14 protein-coding genes and 1 tRNA gene are annotated in these 17004 nt (G+C 64.2%); 6 read left to right on the forward strand and 9 right to left on the reverse strand.

Annotated features, from left to right (window positions below; translation table 11 throughout):
* The first annotated feature begins 27 nt into the window (after positions 1-27).
* From AC0IYS_RS29810 to AC0IYS_RS29825, 4 genes are all read left to right on the forward strand, one after another.
* On the forward strand, positions 28-513 hold the full coding sequence (locus tag AC0IYS_RS29810) for a ClpXP protease specificity-enhancing factor (RefSeq protein WP_471708563.1): 486 nt from the start codon (positions 28-30) through the stop codon (positions 511-513).
* A gap of 26 nt (positions 514-539) precedes the next feature.
* Positions 540-615, forward strand: a tRNA-Thr gene (locus AC0IYS_RS29815).
* A gap of 123 nt (positions 616-738) precedes the next feature.
* Positions 739-1002, forward strand: a complete 264-nt coding sequence (locus AC0IYS_RS29820) for a helix-turn-helix domain-containing protein (protein WP_471708564.1) — start codon at positions 739-741, stop codon at positions 1000-1002.
* 2 nt (positions 1003-1004) lie between these two features.
* A complete protein-coding gene (locus AC0IYS_RS29825) occupies positions 1005-2351 on the forward strand; it encodes a type II toxin-antitoxin system HipA family toxin (protein WP_471708565.1) in 1347 nt (448 codons plus the stop codon).
* 83 nt (positions 2352-2434) lie between these two features.
* Here the strand turns inward: AC0IYS_RS29825 and AC0IYS_RS29830 are convergent, their stop codons facing one another.
* Both AC0IYS_RS29830 and AC0IYS_RS29835 read right to left on the reverse strand, forming a co-directional pair.
* Positions 2435-4585, reverse strand: coding sequence for a hypothetical protein (locus tag AC0IYS_RS29830; RefSeq protein WP_471708566.1), 2151 nt, complete (start codon positions 4583-4585; stop codon positions 2435-2437).
* Positions 4582-5217, reverse strand: a complete 636-nt coding sequence (locus AC0IYS_RS29835; RefSeq protein WP_471708567.1) for a transglycosylase SLT domain-containing protein — start codon at positions 5215-5217, stop codon at positions 4582-4584. Before AC0IYS_RS29835 ends, AC0IYS_RS29830 begins: the two co-directional genes overlap by 4 nt.
* Positions 5218-5849: 632 nt before the next feature.
* Here AC0IYS_RS29835 and AC0IYS_RS29840 point away from each other — a divergent pair.
* On the forward strand, positions 5850-5984 hold the full coding sequence (locus tag AC0IYS_RS29840) for a hypothetical protein (protein WP_471708568.1): 135 nt from the start codon (positions 5850-5852) through the stop codon (positions 5982-5984).
* A gap of 46 nt (positions 5985-6030) precedes the next feature.
* Here AC0IYS_RS29840 and AC0IYS_RS29845 read toward each other — a convergent pair whose 3' ends face one another.
* From AC0IYS_RS29845 to AC0IYS_RS29855, 3 genes are all read right to left on the reverse strand, one after another.
* Entirely contained in the window at positions 6031-6342 is a 312-nt protein-coding gene (locus tag AC0IYS_RS29845) for a HigA family addiction module antitoxin (RefSeq protein ID WP_471708569.1), read from the reverse strand.
* Positions 6343-7011: 669 nt separating this feature from the next.
* Positions 7012-9345, reverse strand: a complete 2334-nt coding sequence (locus tag AC0IYS_RS29850) for an ATP-binding protein (protein ID WP_471708570.1) — start codon at positions 9343-9345, stop codon at positions 7012-7014.
* A 103-nt stretch (positions 9346-9448) separates the two neighbouring features.
* Positions 9449-9898 carry a cupin domain-containing protein gene (locus tag AC0IYS_RS29855; RefSeq protein ID WP_471708571.1) on the reverse strand — a complete coding sequence of 150 codons (450 nt, stop codon included), beginning with the start codon at positions 9896-9898 and terminating at the stop codon, positions 9449-9451.
* Positions 9899-10043: 145 nt separating this feature from the next.
* On the opposite strand from AC0IYS_RS29855, the gene AC0IYS_RS29860 reads away from it, so the two are divergent.
* A complete protein-coding gene (locus tag AC0IYS_RS29860; protein ID WP_471708572.1) occupies positions 10044-10688 on the forward strand; it encodes a response regulator transcription factor in 645 nt (214 codons plus the stop codon).
* A 22-nt stretch (positions 10689-10710) separates the two neighbouring features.
* On the opposite strand, the gene AC0IYS_RS29865 is transcribed toward AC0IYS_RS29860, so the two are convergent.
* The 4 genes from AC0IYS_RS29865 to AC0IYS_RS29880 all read right to left on the reverse strand — a co-directional run bounded on the left by AC0IYS_RS29865 (position 10711) and on the right by AC0IYS_RS29880 (position 16868).
* The gene (locus AC0IYS_RS29865; RefSeq protein WP_471708573.1) at positions 10711-11685 is read right to left on the reverse strand and encodes an alpha/beta fold hydrolase; all 975 of its coding nucleotides are present in this window, start codon (positions 11683-11685) and stop codon (positions 10711-10713) included.
* Between the two features lie 126 nt (positions 11686-11811).
* Positions 11812-14868 carry a sensor histidine kinase gene (locus AC0IYS_RS29870; protein ID WP_471708574.1) on the reverse strand — a complete coding sequence of 1019 codons (3057 nt, stop codon included), beginning with the start codon at positions 14866-14868 and terminating at the stop codon, positions 11812-11814.
* Between the two features lie 100 nt (positions 14869-14968).
* Positions 14969-15778: a hypothetical protein gene (locus AC0IYS_RS29875; RefSeq protein WP_471708575.1), complete on the reverse strand. Its 810-nt coding sequence runs from the start codon at positions 15776-15778 to the stop codon at positions 14969-14971.
* 88 nt (positions 15779-15866) lie between these two features.
* On the reverse strand, positions 15867-16868 hold the full coding sequence (locus tag AC0IYS_RS29880) for an alpha/beta fold hydrolase (protein WP_471708576.1): 1002 nt from the start codon (positions 16866-16868) through the stop codon (positions 15867-15869).
* Positions 16869-17004: the final 136 nt, after the last annotated feature.

The following is a 17004-nucleotide window of genomic DNA, read 5'->3' on the forward strand; positions in this document are numbered from 1 at the left end:
CCGTGTTTTACCGTAGTCTGGAATACCATGTCCGAAATTTCTACCAAGCCCTACATGCTGCGCGCCATTTATGAGTGGTGCACCGACAGCGGCTACACGCCCTACTTGGCCGTCAAGGTCGACGCCTCGACCACCGTGCCGATGGAATACGTCAAAAAAGGCGAAATCGTCCTCAACATCAGTTTCGGCGCCACCTCGGGGCTGAAGATGGACAACGACAGCATCCGCTTCCACGCCCGCTTCGGCGGTGTCTCGCGCGAAATCTACGTCCCGGTCAACAACGTCATGGCGATCTACGCCAACGAAAACGGCCAGGGCATGGCGTTCGAGCCGCAAGCCGGCGGGACCGATGCGCCGCCGCCGCAGGCCGAGCAAACCAGCGTGCCGGGACCGTCGCTGGCAGCCGTGCCGACGCCGGCGCCCGAGGGCAAAAACGAGGCCGCAAGCGCCCCGCAGGACGACAACGACCCACCCAAAAAGGGCGGGCGCCCCACCCTGACGCGGATTAAATAGCGTATAATTTGCCCCGTACAAGTTTCGCCGACTTAGCTCATTTGGTAGAGCAGTTGATTTGTAATCATCAGGTGGCCAGTTCGAAACCGGCAGTCGGCACCAGCAAAATCAAGCACTTAGCCCAGCCCTCACCGGCTGGGCTTTTTGTTTTCCGCGTCGGGTGTGCGACCAATAATTATCCGTCATTCGGATAAGATTGGTTTATCTGAATTACGGATACCTGCCATGTCAGCTGCCCCCGCATTCCATCCTATCATCACCACGCCACAGCTAGGTCAGTTGCTGTTGTCTGCGCGCAAGCGACGCAAGCTTACGCAGAGCGCCGTCGCGCAGCGTCTCGGCTTGAGCCAAAACCGCATTTCGCACTTGGAACAACATCCGGATGAAATCAGCGTCAAGCAACTGCTCAGTTGGTGTGCGGCGATCGGACTGGAACTGCGGCTCGGCGAGCGGACGGAAGGCGAGCCGAGCAGCTCTTCGGAGTGGTAATCATGGGGCGCCGCGCACATAGTCAAACCCTGCACCTCTGGGCCAATGGGGATTACGTCGGACGTTGGACCGTCAAAGCCAGCGGAGACTCCGAGCTGCAATACGATGCAGCGTGGTGCAAATCCACACACGGGCGCCCAATCTCATTGTCGCTGCCGTTCAATCTACATAACGAGCCGCTAAAGGGGGACCGCGTCTCCCACTACTTCGATGGGCTGCTGCCAGACAGTGACACCATACGCAAACGTGTCGCAGTCCGGTTCAAGACAGGCTCCACCAACGCATTCGACCTTCTCGCGGCCGTCGGCCGCGACTGCGTTGGGGCTTTACAGCTTCTGCCCAAGGGCGTCGAACCGGAGGGACTGGGACAAGTCGATGGCATGGTGGTGAATGACGAGGCCATCGAGCGGCACCTGCTGGACGTGGTCAATCCAGGCCATTACGGCGCCATGCAGGACCCCGATGACGACTTCAGGATTGCGCTGGCCGGCGCCCAAGAAAAGGACGCCTTCCTGTTGTGGAATGGAAAATGGCTGAAGCCTCGCGGCGCGACGCCGACGACCCACATCTTCAAGCTCCCCATCGGGCTGGTTGGCGGGCGACGGGCCGACTTCTCCACGTCGGTTGACAACGAGTGGCTATGCCTGCGACTATTCAAAGAATACGGGCTGCCAACGACGAATGCCGAGATCGCGACATTCGGCTCGCAACGAGTGCTCGTCGTCGAGCGTTTCGACCGGGCACTGTCGCGCGATGAGAAGCAGCTGTTCCGGCTGGTTCAAGAGGACTTTTGCCAAGCGACGGGGACCTCGCCGCTGATGAAATACGAAAGCGAAGGCGGCCCAGGCCTGCAGCAGATATTCACCCTGCTGCAGCAGTCGCAACAGGCGGTCGCGGACATGCGCACACTCATGGCCACGCAGCTGCTGTTCTGGATGCTGCGGGCACCGGATGGTCATGCCAAGAACTTCAGCATCCAGCTGCTCGCCGGCGAGCAGCGCTTCAAGATGACGCCCATCTATGACGTGATGTCGGCCTACCCCGCCATTGGCGATGGGCCGAACCAGTGGGCGGAGCAGGACATCAAGCTGGCGATGGCGCTACTCGGGAAGAACAAGCACTACCTGGCGCACACCATCATGCGACGCCACTTCAACAGCACGGCGAAGAAGGTCGGGTATGGCGACAACGCCGAGCCGATCATTCAGGACTTCATTGCTCGGACACCTGCGATTGTAGACAAGGTCCGCGCCGAGTTGCCGACCGGTTTTTCGGAAAAGGTCGCAGACCGCATTCTCGGTGGCATTCTCTCCGCAGCGCAAGCCTTGGAACGGATGTCTCCCGTTTAAACGGACCATTTACACGCCTCACATGCGGTAGGGCATGCGCAGTCAGGCCGTGGAACCGACCCAAGCCCGTAGTACAGCTCCGGTTATTTGACGGCCGCGCCCGTCCCCGCCTGGAACAGGATCTCGAGGCCGGAGCCCGCAAGCTCCTGAAAACGCAAACCCGCAGGTTCGATCTTGCCTGTCAGCACAATGGTGCGGAAGTGCGGCGTGCCTCCGGGAATCTTGGCAACCTGGACCAGATCGGGGACACCGTCGCCCGTGACATCGGCTAACGCCATCTGGCCGCTGCGGACCCTTTCGGCATAGCGGCCGAAAGCGTCGCGCGCCGCGCCGATATTGGCAGGAACCCGATCGCGGGATGCGAGCGCCACCGCAGCGAGCTCCTTATCAGTAGAGAACCCTTCGAAGACATGAAAGTCCTCTTCATGCACGCCGGAGCACGCGCCGCCGGTTAAAGTCGCCACCGCCAATTCAAGCGAGGCGTCGGCCATGAACACCTTGTCGTCCATCTCCTTGAGACGCACACGCGAGAACACGATATAACTGCGGTTTGGGTCCTGCCGGTCCTGAACGTGGGCAGGCGGGCGACGCAACCAAGTGGAGTCGGGGCGCCAAGTCGAACTGCCATCGCGCAAGCACTCCAGCAAGGTAGACGCTGATTCCATGCCTGCCGGGGCAGCGGATCTGGCCAGCAGCTGAACGCCATCTTTGCCGGCCACCATGCTAACGAAGGTGGGACTGGCCGTTGCCGCGTTCAGGACGAAAGTCGGCTCCATGCTTTCGGGGAACCCGGTCAGGGTCAGCTCGCCGAGGTTAGCTGCGACATCGCCACTACGCTTGCCGATGGCATAACGGCGCACGGTTGCCCCGGCTTCATAGCCGTCGCCATTGCCCGTACCACGCCTCATCCAGAGCAGCGAGGGTTGATTTGGATGCCCAACGACAAATGGCGCGCCCGCGTAGTTGCGATAACGGTCGCAGTCATCTCGTGGTTTGCCGTCCGGATTGCCACCGCAGTTGCGTTCGGACGTGCTGTATACATTGGGACTGCCGGTCTCGGCACGGAACTTTTTCCGGGCGGTATCGAACTCGATATCCACTACGCAGGGCGAGACATCTCGCGCCACGCTGCTGCACTTGTGGGTGCTCACGCCCATCAGGCGCACCCTCCCCGGCGTGTCCACACCGCTGACAGGGTGTATTTCAGAAAAATTCTGATCGCCGTTGGCGGTGACGAAGGCAAGTACCGGGGCGCCGACCGGCTCCTTTTTGCTGCTCCAGGGAGCCTTGTACTCACATTCCCTGCCTGGCGCGTGCGGTGCGAAGCCGCCGGTGGCTTTGACCCAGTCCTGCTCGGAGGCGCGGCCTGGAGGAAGCAAAGCGAAGTGTCCGTGCGTGGCGGCCAATTCGAAGCGCCTCCACCATACGAACCAGTCCTCACCCGCAGTGGCATCGCGTACCACCATAGGCGGACCGTTGAGGGCGTTGTATGACGCGGGCAAGGTAAAGCTGGCGCAGACAATCGCGCCGGAAGATTTCCAGCCCAAGATATGTACGAGGCTCCCCGAAGGCCGGATCTCAAAGTGATATGCGGCCTTGGGCAGCAAACCATCGCGTACCCAGTCATGCGGTGCATCGGCAATGCGGACCACACGGTAGCTGGTTGCTTTGACCGGATACGGGTCGAACTCGAAGAAGGTGGAGGCCTTCTCGCCATCGGACGCGCGGGCGCTCTGGAAGCTCCCCCAGCCGCCAAGCCGCACCCCGAGCGTCACCTTGCGTGCATCAGTTTCGCATTCACCGATGCTGGCCTTCGCATTGATAAACTTGCACAAGCGGAATGCTTGCTGCTGCAGCATGAAGTCGCAGTCGGCTTGGCTGTAGCCGTAGGTCGCGTTGCCGTGGCGATAGCAGTAGTCATGAAAGGCACAGGCTTGACGCATCTGCAGAGCGATCGGCGCTTGGCCTTCCACGCTATCGAAAGCCAATGCCTCCGCAAAAGGCGGAAGACTACAGCTAAGGCCCTTACCCATCCCGCCAGCCAGCTGCACCCCGTCGGACGAGGCGGATATGGGGTAAGCTGTGCGCGGCGCTTCGCGATCGTCGAAGCGCACTTCATTGGCAAGCACCGTGTCGGCGACCCGGTTGAAGAAACCGGCGCATCCAGTGATCGAAATGATCGTCACGACGGCTAGGATGCCGACGCCAATAATGGAGAGGCCGCGCCTGTTCATGGCTTGCACACCTCCATGCTGTTGGTGAAGCCCCTGATCTCGCCGAGATGGCCGCGCCATCCGCGCAACACCGACCAGTATCGTGCCCCGCCGACCGCAGGCTTGTTGGCGGCCGCCACCAGTCCGTCCTTCGCCACCCAGTGCCGCATGATGCGAGCCGCGCAGTTCAGGTTGACCTCAACCTTGTGCAGATCATCCGCGTTCTTGATAGCACAGGCATAAGCCCTCTGGTTGGCGCTTTCAATCGAAATCTGCAACAGGCCTCGGCTCACCACCTTCTCCTTGTTGGCGTCGACAATGTCCGGTTCAACATACTTTGTCTCGGGCTTGAAACCGCTTTCCGGCTTGGCCATGGCCGACAGCAAACCAGCCCAGAAACGCGTGCGCTTCACCGCATCCAGTCCTTCATAGGCTGGGCAGAAGGTCTGGATATCCTTAGGTACCAGGTTGGTGAGCGTAGTGGCCTGAACAGCGTTTTCCGCAGCAGCTGTCCAACTACCGTCCTTGTTCACCGTCTTCCACGCCGCGTAATCCGGAACCTGACTTGCCTCAGCCGCGATGGCGCCAGTTGCAATTGAGATCAGGGCAAACGAGATGGCTACGATAGGGAAGGATATGGGGCCGCTTTGCATCCGAATCTCCGTACGGTGAACGTGGCGCGCGGCGTGCCGCAAGCGACGGATTGGTTCAACTGCGAGAGGATTGCGACAGAAATTGCATTAATTGAATGTATATATGATAACTTGCTTAATGAATCAAAGCATCTCTAAGCAAAAATAAACAGAAATTGTGGCAATAAGCATACGGTCTAGGACTTCTTCAGACGCATAGTATATTTCTGCTGGCGGATCTGCTCGGCGCTTGAGCTTGTCTACTGATCGCCCGCCAGGATCCTATGACGTCGTACTAAGTTGGCCTCGCCGCCCGCAACCTTGCTACAATCCACTTATGCGACAGTTCCTTGCCATGATCATCGCGCTGGTCTTCGTGCTGCACGGCTCCCTGCTGGCGGCCGCGCCCGCTCGCATGTGCTGCAAGAGCGCCGATTGTCCAGTGACCCAATGCGTAGCGATGGATTGCCTGCCGGCGGCGATGCCTGCCATCGCCGCCGGTATTGCACTGCCCGCGCCCACACTGACGCGCCTGCCAGCCCACTGCCCTGCCCCGACCATGTCTCCGGCACCAACGAAAGATGTCTGGTGTCCGCCTGATTAGCCCGCCGAAGTGATGTCACGACCAACTTCTAGCTAATAAAGGAAACACCATGAAATCAATCATCATCAAAGCAAGCGCCGTGACGGCAATTCTGCTGGCCTCGGCTGGAGCCTATGCGGCAACCGCCATGGACTGCTGCGTCAGTCTGGAGTGCTGCGTGAAGATGCTCTCCTGCTGCTTCTAACGGGTAGCAAGTAAAAAGGTCCGCCAGCGACATGTCACTGGCGGGCTCAAGCGGCCAAAGGTGCGGGTTGGACTTGCAATGGAGTCTTAGCGAAGCGCTGTTCGGCTTGCCACAAATCGTACGCGCTTTGCTCAGCAAGCCACAGACGAGCTTCGCCGCCGCGCTCTTTTCCCAGCCATGCCTCGATACGCAAAGCCATCTCCGGCGAAATGGCGGCATGACCATTCAGGACTCGCGACAACGTAACGCGATTGACGTCCAATTGCTGCGCGGCTTCAGTCACCGACAGTCCTAGCGCCGGTAGCACGTCATCACGTAAAGTCAGTCCCGGATGTGGTGGATTGAACATGCGTGCCATGGTATTTCCTAATGATAGTCATGATAGTCGACGAGATCCCTTGCGGCGAATCGGTCTCGTTTAAGCGACGCAGCATCCGCCCCAGTCTCGGCGCATGGATGGCCTGAATGCCCGCCGTGCTTCCGGTCTCGAAAAAAGCCCTCAGTCCTTTGTGCTGAAAAGTTTTTATCATCTTTGATTGTAGCCTGTAACGTTACACACTACAAGAGCGTGGGCCGATGCAATTTCATCAAGCGTTCCGCCGTTCAGCAAATTGAGCGGCCAATCCTTTTGCCGGAACGAAGATCGAAACCAAAGTCGCATTGGTAGCCGTCAGATGGACGGTAGACGCAGGACACGTGTTCTTTTTGACGAACCCGGCCGTCCTTCTAGATTCCGCACTCGCTTTTTCTATCCGGCCCCATTGCGTCAAACATCTTCTTGGCTGCACGGCCACGGACGTAAAACGCGACCTGTACATTATTTGGGTGGGCGCATGAGCGTCGCCAAGATCACCTCCATAAATCGCATACTTCGTCTCGAATTACCCCGGCTTGTTGCGCACGCTCAGAACGCCAGCTTGAACCGCAATTACAAAACGACCTTTAGTACCAGATGCTACACACAAGCATCGGCTGACGAGTAAGCGTTAGTCCGCGACATATGGATGAAGAAACGCCAATCCCAGATTCAAGCGCACTGACTGTGCGGCGCAACCGCTGCTGCGGCAGACGGCGGCGCCGTTCCCGGCTCCATTTCCGCCAACGTCTCGGCCAGCTCCAGCGTAAGCGTCGCGAGCTGCGGCCTCACCGCGTCCAACTCGCCGGCGTCGGCCAGTTGCTCGATACGGGCGCAGCGCGCACGCAACGCATCCGCGCCGAGAAACGCGGCGCCGCCCATCAAGCTGTGCACGGCCAGCGCAACCGCGGCACCATCGCCCTCGTCCAACCCCTGCCACGCAGCCGTCAACAGCCGCGGCCCTTCGATCATAAACGCCGAGCGCATGGCGCGCTGCAACTTGGCATCCACCTCCGCCGAACGCGCCCCGGCGGCCGGCAACTCCGCCACGCCAAACATATCGTCCAACTCACTCAACGCCGGCGCGCCCGCCGCCATGGCGCGCTGCTCGCCGATCAAAGGCCTGCCGTTCGCCAGCAATTTTTCCAGCTGGCGGGCGATCTCCGTGTGCAAAGCGATTTCATCGATAGGCTTGGCGAGGAAGCCGCTGGCGCCGGCCGCCAGGAAGCGTTGCCGCTCCTCCGCCGTCGCGTTGGCCGTCAGCGCGATCACCGGCACGGCGGCGTCGCGCACGCCGTCCAGTCCGGCGCGCAGGCGCTGCAAGGCGGCCCTGCCGTCCATGCGCGGCATGCGGCCGTCCATGATCACCAGGTCGTAATCGCGCGCGGCCAGTTCCTCCAGCGCCGCCAAACCGTCCTCGACGATGGTGAGGGTGTGGCCCATGTTGCTCACCAGTTCCGTCAAGATCACCTGATTGGTGCTGCCGTCCTCGGCGCACAGCACGGCCAGGCGGGCGGCGTGCGGGCGGCGCGCCTCCTCAACGAGCGCGGTCACCGGCGCGCCGCGCTCCAGCGGCAGATGTACGCGGAACACACTGCCGACGCCGGGTTCGCTGCTCGCGTCGATGCGTCCGCCCATGGCGCCGACGATGTTCTTGCAGATGGCCAGGCCCAATCCGGCGCCGCCGTATTTGCGCGACGTGGCGGCGTCGGCCTGCTCGAACTTCTGGAACAGCCGGCCGAGCGCCTCGGCTTCGATGCCGATGCCGGTGTCGCGCACGGTCAGGACGATGCCTTGATCGCCGTCCTCCGCCACGCTCACGCGCACTTCGCCGCGCTCGGTGAACTTGACGCCGTTGCCCACCAGGTTGACGACCACCTGCCGCAGCCGCGTCGGATCGCCGCGCCACCAGGCCGGCATTCCGGGGGCGAACTCGGCGATGAGCGACACGCCCTTGGCCTCGGCGCGCTCGGCCAGCAGGCCCACCACGTCGTGGAGCAGGCCGGCGAGGTCGAAGTCCAGCACCTCCAGCGGCATCTTGCCGGCCTCCAGGCGCGAGAAGTCGAGGATGTCGTTGATGATTTGCAGCAGCACCTCGGCGTTGCTCAGGCTCAGGCGCAGCTTGTCGCGGGTGTTGGGCGCTACGCCCGCATCCTTCATGGCCGAACGCAACATGCCGATGACGCCGCCCAGCGGCGTGCGCACCTCGTGGCTGATCATCGCCAGGAAATCGCTCTTGAGCTGGTTCGACACTTCGGCCGCCCGCTGCGCCGCCAGCGATTCGGCCTGGCTCGCCTGCGAGGCGCGCAAGTCAGCCTCGCGCGCATGCAGGGTGGCGATCTGCGCCTCCAGCACTTGCCGGTAGCGGATTTCATTGTCGTGGCTGCGGGTATGGATGACGCGCTGGCGCGCCAGGGCGCCGTCCAGCCCGTGCAGCAGATAGGTGCACGATACCGTCAGCACGGCGGCGACCAGCAGGAAATTGATGCTCAGGATGAGCCAGTGCGCCAGCGGCCCGACCTTCACGACGGCCAAGCCCGGTTCTATCCCGCCGCAGTAGCCGGCCATAAAAAGGGTTGCGCCGCACCACGCGAGCGCCAGCAGGGCGGCCCTGCTGCCCACCAGCACCGTGCACAGCACCGGCACCGCCATCAAATAGATCTGCGACAGCGGTCCGAGGGAAAACAGCAGCACCACGGCGATCAGATAAACGATGCCCAGCAGTGCGCCGGCCCGCACCTGATAGGCGATATCCCGCCGATAATTCAGCCAACCGACGCCGGTGAGCGCGACGATGTCGGTCGCCACCAGCGGCAAGCGGCCTTGCTGCGCCGCCGCCCACATGCTGGGCACCAGGGCCAGCAGGCCAAGCCAGAAGGCGGCGGCGCACAAGCCGTTCAGCAGCCGATTGCGCCAGCCTTGCAGGTCCTGGTCGCCATGCTCGGGGCGTTCCATGCTGCGGTACAAGGCGGCGCGCAGGGCGCGCACCGGTGGGCTGTCGATCAAGGGGGCTCTCGCGGTCAGTGGAAATTGGCGCGATTCTACTACTTTCCGCCACTTCTTAGCATTTCACCATGAAAGTTCTGCCGGCACTCCAGCCCCAACGATCTTACTTGTCGAGAATGACGATCGGCTTGTTCTTTTCCACCAGATAGGTGGCCAGTTCCGACGTGGTGCCGGTGTCGATGTTCTTCGCCGAGTGCACCGCGCCGGCAGGGATGTAGATCGACTCGCCGGCCTTGAGGCGAACGACCTTGCCTTCCAGTTCATATTCGATGGCGCCGGTCAGCACGTAGGCGATCTCGACACCCGGGTGGGAGTGTTTCGGGAACGACGCGCCCTTGGCGAAATCGACGCGCACCTGGATCGCCTCGCGCGTGCTGTCGAACTGGCTGCGCACGGTTTCGGTGCGGGCGATGCCCTTGGCGTCGAACTTGGGGGCGCCCAGCGGCGCGGCCGACACGTGGTCGTGGGCGGCGGCCGGCGATTGCGCCTGGGCTTGCAGGCAGAACACCGCCAGCGAGGCGGCCACAGTAGCGATTTTAGCGATTGATTTCATCATGTTTCCTTGGTGAGTAAATTGGTGTGATGCCGAAAGTTACTTCTGGTTATATTGCGCAGAGCAACGACTGGTCGTCGATTGCCGCTGTTGTACAACTTGTATTACACTGCGCGCAGCCCACTCGCCAACCCACGGAGTACACGTGTCGAGCAGTACCGAACCAAGCAGCAAGCCAGTCCGCATCCTCCTCGTCGACGACCATCCGATGATCCTGGCGGGTCTGGCCGACACCATCGCCAACCAGCCCGATTTGCAGGTGGTGGGCGAACTCGACGACGGCGCCCGCGTGGTGGAGACGTTCGAAGCCTTGCGGCCGGACCTGACGATCATGGACATCGCCATGCCCGGGCTGGACGGCCTGCAGGCGCTCGAAGCGCTGCGGCAGCGCAACGGCCACGCCCGCGTGATCATGCTGACCACGCTGAGCGGCGACCACCAGATGCGCCGTGCGCTCGAACTGGGCGCGGCCGGCTTCCTGATGAAACACAGCCTGCGCAAGGACTTGATCGACGCGATCCGCGCGGTGCATGCCGGCCACCGCTGGATCCCGGCCGACGTGGCGCGCACCCTGGTCGAACGGCTGGGCCAGCCGAACCTGAGCGAGCGGGAGATGGCGGTGCTGTCGAGCGCGGCGGCCGGCAACGGCAACAAGCAAATTGGCGTGCACCTCGGCATCGCCGAGGACACCGTCAAAGCCCATATCCGCACCATCCTCGCCAAGCTCGACGCGCACGACCGCACCCACGCGGTCGCCATCGCGGTCAAGCGCGGGATCATCTCCCTCTAGCCACCAGCGCCGGCCCGCCGGCTTAGCCCTTGATGAAGGCCAGCAGGTCATTGTTGACGCGGTCTTTGTGGGTATCGGTCAGGCCGTGCGGCGCGCCCGGATACACCAGCAGCTTGGCGTGCTTGACGATCGCGGCGGCGGCTTTGCCGGAGGCGTCGATCGGCACGATCTGGTCGTCGTCGCCGTGGATGATCAGGGTCGGCTTGTCGAACTTTTTCAGGTCGTCACGGAAGTCGGTCTCCGAGAACGCCTTGATCGAGTCGTAGGTGTTCTTGTGGCCGGCCTGCATGCCCTGCGCCGTCCACGAATTGATCAACCCTTGCGATACCTTGGCGCCCGGACGATTGAAGCCGAAGAACGGGCCCGAGGCGATGTCGATATACAGCTGGGCGCGGTTGGCGGTCGAGCCGGCGCGGATGCCGTCGAACACCTCGATCGGCAGGCCGCCCGGATAATCGGCCTTCTTGAGCATCAGCGGCGGCACGGCCGACACCAGCGCCAGGCCGGCGACGCGTTTGGTGCCGTGGCGGCCGACGTAGCGCGCCACCTCGCCGCCACCGGTGGAAAAGCCCACCAGCACCGCGTTCTTCAGGTCCAGCGCCTCGATCACCTGGGCCAGGTCGTCGGCGTAGTGGTCCATGTCGTTGCCGTCCCAAGGCTGGCTCGAGCGGCCGTGGCCACGGCGGTCGTGGGCGATGCAGCGGTAGCCGCGGTCGGCCAGGAAGAGCATTTGCGATTCCCAGCTGTCCGAATTGAGCGGCCAACCGTGGCTGAAGACGACCGGCTGGCCATTCTTCGGCCCCCAATCCTTGTAGTACAGCTCGACGCCATCGCGGGTGGTCAGCGTCGAGACTTTGCGGGTCTGCGGTGTCGATGGCGTGGCGGCCGAGGCGTTGAGCGAGACGCCGGCGGCGGCGGTGCCGGCGGCGGCGGCGGCGGTGGCTGCGCTCATCAGCACATTGCGGCGGCGCTGGTCGGGATTGGTGTGGTTGGTCATGCTTTCCTCTCTTCGGGTATCAATGGTGGGCACGATGAACATGCCAGCCAAAGCGTACCGTGGCGCGTCGCCGCCGCCATCGCCATGAAGAGCGCGGACGCGCTAGCTCTTTCGAGCTAGCGCCCGCTAAGCGGCCTTCGCCTGGTGGCGGCGGCGCTGCCGCAAGCGGGCGAACAGCGCCGCCGAGCGGCCGCCGGCGTAAGCGTATTCGGCCGGGATGTCCAGGTGCATGACGGTGCCCTCGCCCGGCGCCGAGACCAGCTTGTAGCGCGCGCCGACATTCCTGGCGCGCTCGCCCATGCCGACGATGCCGTAGTGTTGGGGCCGGCCCGTTCCGCACGACATGGCCTCCGACATGCCGCAGCCGTCGTCGCGCACCAGCACCGACAGGCCGTCGGCACGGTAGTCGACGACCAGCTGCACCTTGTTGGCCTGGGCGTGGCGCGACGCGTTGAACAAGGCTTCGCGCGCGATCGCCTGCACCTCGTCGCGCAGCCGTGGACAGAGCGCGCGCGGCGTGCCGTGGATGGTCGCGCTGAAACGCTGCTGCAGCAGCACGTGGCCGTATTGCGCCAGCACCTGGCCCAGCTCGCCGCGTTCGCCGGCGCTGCGCAGGTCGGCGATACAGTCGCGCCCTTCGGCCATTAATGCATCGGCCAGGTCCAGGGTTTGTTCGAGCTTGCAGCGCTCCTCGGCGCTGATCGGCAGGCTGCGCGCCTGCTGGTGGAACAGCATGATCAAGCCCTGCACGCTTTGCAGCACGGTGTCGTGCAGGCCGCGCGCGATGCGCTCGCGCTCGGCCAGGCGCTGCTGCATGCGGTCGCGCATGCGCGCCGTCAGATGCCGCACGCGCAGCCGGTACAAGCCGCCCAGCAACAGCGCCGCCAGCAGCACCATCAGCACCTTGAACCAGTCGGTCTCGACGAAACGCGGCGGCAACGTCAGCGCCAGCGTCGCGCCGGTCTCGTTCCAAACGCCATCCTCGTTGGCGGCGATCACGCGGAAGCGGTAGCCGCCCGGGCCGAGGTTGGTGTAGACCGCTTCGCGGCGCATGCCGGCTTCCTGCCAGTCCGTATCGTAGCCTTCGAGCTTGTAGCGGAAGCGCACCCGCTCGGGCAGCGCCAGCGCCAGCGCGGTGTAGGCGATGCGCAGGTCGCGCCGTCCGGTCGGCAGCCGCACCTCATGCAGGGACGGGGTGACGGGATAACTCAGGTCGCCCGAGCGCAACGACAGCACCTGCACCGGCGGCGCCAGCGGATTGCGCGCGATGGCGGCGGGATCGAGGCTGGCCACCTCGCTGGCGGTGGCGAACCACAGCCGGCCGTCGCTGCCTTGCGCCATCGACGGCAAGGGGCGCAACTGCTCGGCGCCGCCGACCAGGCCGTCGAGCGCGTCGAAGCGCTCGTAAGGCAGCGGCCAGTCCGGCTCGCGCAGCAGGCGCGCGACATCGCCGGCGGCGACGCGGCTGATGCCCTCGGAACCGTACAGCCACAGTTCGCCGTCGGCGGTGCGCACCATGCCGGAGATGCCGCGCAATTGGCGCCCGCCGGCCGGCGTCGCGCCATGCCAGCGCTGGCCGTCGTACCACGCCAGCCCGTTCTGGCCGCCGGCCCAGACGCGCGCGCCGTCCACCAGCAGCGATTGAACATTGCCCAGCCGGAGGCCGTCGGCCGCGCCGAACACCCGCGTCCGTTGGCCGTCGATCACGGCGATCCGGTTCTGCAGGTAGCTTGCCCATACGCGTCCGCCACCGTCGGTCGCCAGCGCCAGCGCCAGCTCGCCCGGCAGGCCGGACAGGCCGTCGTCCTTGCGCCAGGTCCCGCCGTCGATGGTGAACAAGCCCTGGCGCGACAGCGAAATCCACATGCGGCCCCGGGCGTCGATCGTCATCGCCTGGGCGTCGTGGCCGGCCAGATGCGCCGGATACGGCAGCCGCGTGAGCACCCCGGAGGCGTCGCGGTGCCAGCGTTCGACGTCGTTGGCCAGCCACAGGCCGCCGTCGGGGGCGCGATAGGCGCCGCTGAGCCAGAACCGCCCCACCTGCTCGCGGGGACCGGCGGCGTCGTAGCGGCGCGGCGGATGGCGCCAGTCGCCGATGATGACACTGCCACCCTCGTCGGCGATCACGCCGGGGCGGTCGAACGCGGTGGCCACCGGCACGGCGCGCAAGCGGGTGCGCCGCAAGCGATCCAGTCCGGCGGAGGTGCCGATCCACAGATTGCCCTCGCGGTCCTCGAACGCCGTTTGCGGCAGCGGGCCGCTCATGCCGTTGGCCCGGGTCATCTGGCGCGCGTCGGCGCCCTTGCCCACGTAAGGGGCCTGGCGGCGTTCGAGCGCGTTCACCTTCAGTATCCACATATTGCCGTCGCGGTCGAACAGCGCGCCGTTGCCGCCCAGTTCCGCGCGCGGCGCCGGATTGCCCGGCGGCGGCGCGGACAACACGCGGTAGTGCTTGTCGACGCCGTCCGAGCCCCACAAGGTGCCGTCCGGCGCCTCGGCCATCGCCATCAGGTCGATATGCGGCCAGGCGCGCCGGTAGCGCGTCTGGCCCGGATCGCGGTAGTAAATCCCGCCCTCGACCGAGACCCACTGGCGGCCGTCGCGGCCATACAAGACTTGCCGGGCGTGTTTTTCCGGCAGGCCCTCCGGTGCGCCGATCCGGCGAAAACGCGTCGCGCCGGGCGCCAGATGCGCCAGGCCGGTCCTGGTCGCGGCCCACACGCTGCCGTCGGGCCCTTCCGTCATGGTGAAGATCGCGCCCGGCGGCAAGCCGTCGGCCTCGGTGTACAGGCGCGCGCCATTGGCGCCGAACACGCTGATGCCGCCGAAGCGCCCGCCCACCCACAGTCGGCCGTCGCGCGTGGTCAGCAATCCGAGCGTGTTGTTGGTGTGTACGGGGTGGCCTTGCACGCGGTCCATGCGCTCGAAATCGACCCCGTCGAAGCGGAACAGCCCGCTGGGCGAACTGATCCACAGCCAGCCGTCCAGGGTTTGCGTGAACTGCAGCACGTCGGCGGGCGCGCCGCGCTGTCCATTCCAGGCGGTATGGGCGTAATTGACCAGCGCCGGCACGGCGGCGACAGCCGCCTGCGACAGCACGAGCGCACCCGACACCAGCGCCCGGCGCGGCCAGGTCGGGGCAAAGGTCGCGATGCGACGCGCGAAATCGATCGCGATCTTCAACGAAGGGCCGTTTTCATCAGGTTATTCAAGGGGATGGGACACCGTCGTGCGCGTGGCGCCTGCGCAGTGTTGCGATTATTATAGTTGATTGGCGGCAGGATTAAAGCCGCCCGCCGCTGGGGGGTTCACTTCGGCGGGGGTAATTCTTGAGCAATTCGACCAGCTTGCGCGTCGAGTTCTCGCCCCACCAGTTCCACAACGCCTCCATTTGATCGCTGTTGCGCGCGAAGTAGGCGGTGCTGGCGGACAGCCACAAGGTCGAGGTGCGCACCGGTATCGGCAGCCGCGTCAGGCTGGCGCCGTAGCGGGCGGCGATGACGGCGTCCATCGCCGCGATGTTGGCGATCGAGAAGGCGAAGCCGTCGGCGCGCCGCAATGCCACTTTGTCCATATTGCTGTAGGTGTCGAGCGAGCCGTCGTCGACTTTGAAGCCTTCGGCCCTGAGCTGCTCGCCCAGCGGCGAACCCTGGTTGGTGACCAGGGTGCGGCCCTTGAAATAGTGGCGGGGATCGATGTTGGGCGGCAAGCCGTCGGCCGTGCGCACGTACACGACGGCCGTCATGCGCAGGCCGCGCCGCGCGTCCAGCTGGCCCTCCCGCATCGGCAGGGCGGAATACGGCTGCTCGCCGTCGCGCAGATCGACCGGGGCCAGATCGGCGCTGCCATTGAGCAGCGCCAGCTTGATGCGCGCGTTCGGCAAACGGAGCATTTCGGGCCTGCAGCCGACGCTGCGGACGGCCATTCGGAGCAGATCGACGCCCGCTCCCGCCGGCGCCGGCACCACCGAGCCGTTGCCGAAGTAATAGGGCGGCCGCTCGCGGTCGGGATAGGCCACCCGGATCACGCACTCGCGCGCGGAAGACTGTCCGCAAATCAGCAGCAAGCCTGCGGCAAACGCCATGACATTCATGCGAAACTCCGGTGGTCTAGCCGGAGTATAACGTCACAACGGCGGACTTCGATCACCCGAAGTCCGCCGTGCTCAGATTTGCAACAGATCAGGACTTGGCGAACGCCAGGAAGTCGGCGTTGAACTTCTCTTTATGCGTGTCGGTCAGGCCGTGCGGCGCGCCAGGGTATACGATCAGCTTGGCGTGCTTGACGATGGCGGCCGAGGCTTTGCCGGCGGCGTCGATCGGCACGATCTGGTCGTCGTCGCCGTGGATCACCAGGGTCGGCTTGTCGAACTTTTTCAGGTCTTCACGGAAGTCGGTTTCCGAGAACGCCTTGATCGAATCGTAGGTGTTCTTGTGGCCGGCCTGCATGCCCTGCGCCGTCCACGAATTGATCAAGCCTTGCGAGACCTTGGCGCCCGGACGGTTGAAGCCGAAGAACGGACCCGAGGCGATGTCGATATACAACTGGGCGCGGTTGGCGACCGAACCGGCACGGATGCCGTCGAATACCTCGATCGGCAGGCCGCCCGGGTTGGTGGCGGTCTTGAGCATCAGCGGCGGCACCGCCGAGATCAAGCCCAGCTTGGCGATGCGCTTGGTGCCGTGGCGGCCGACGTAACGCGCCACCTCGCCGCCGCCGGTCGAGAAGCCGGCCAGGATGATGTTCTTCAGGTCCAGCTTTTCGATCAGTTGCGCCAGGTCGTCGGCGTAGTGGTCCATGTCGTTGCCGTCCCATGGTTGGCTCGAGCGGCCGTGGCCGCGGCGGTCATGGGTGATGACGCGGAAGCCGTTGTTGGCCAAGTGGAAAGCTGCCGATTCCCAGCTGTCGGCGTTCAGTGGCCAGCCGTGGCTGAGCACGACCGGTTGGCCGGTGCGCGGACCCCAATCCTTGTAATAGATCTCGACGCCGTCGCGGGTGGTGATGGTGCTCACCGACTGCGCCACCGGGCCGCCTTTGACGACAGGGGCGGCCTGCGCCGCGCCGCTCATCGTCGCCAGTGGCACCGCAACGGCCGCGACGGCTGCTGCGGCGGCGCCGGCGCTGCTGAACAGGGCGGTACGACGGGAAAGGCTGACTGCTTGGTTTTGGGTGTCTTTGCTCATGATGGGCTCCTGATTTATTTAGATAACTGACGATTTAGTAGGGCGCTATGCTTGTCTTGCTTGCTTTGCTGTTGCGCCGCCGATGTGAGAACTATATATCGCACGCTATTCGATAGCAAGCGATTTTTATAAATAT

It is taken from the genome of Duganella sp. AC237 (assembly GCF_979254035.1).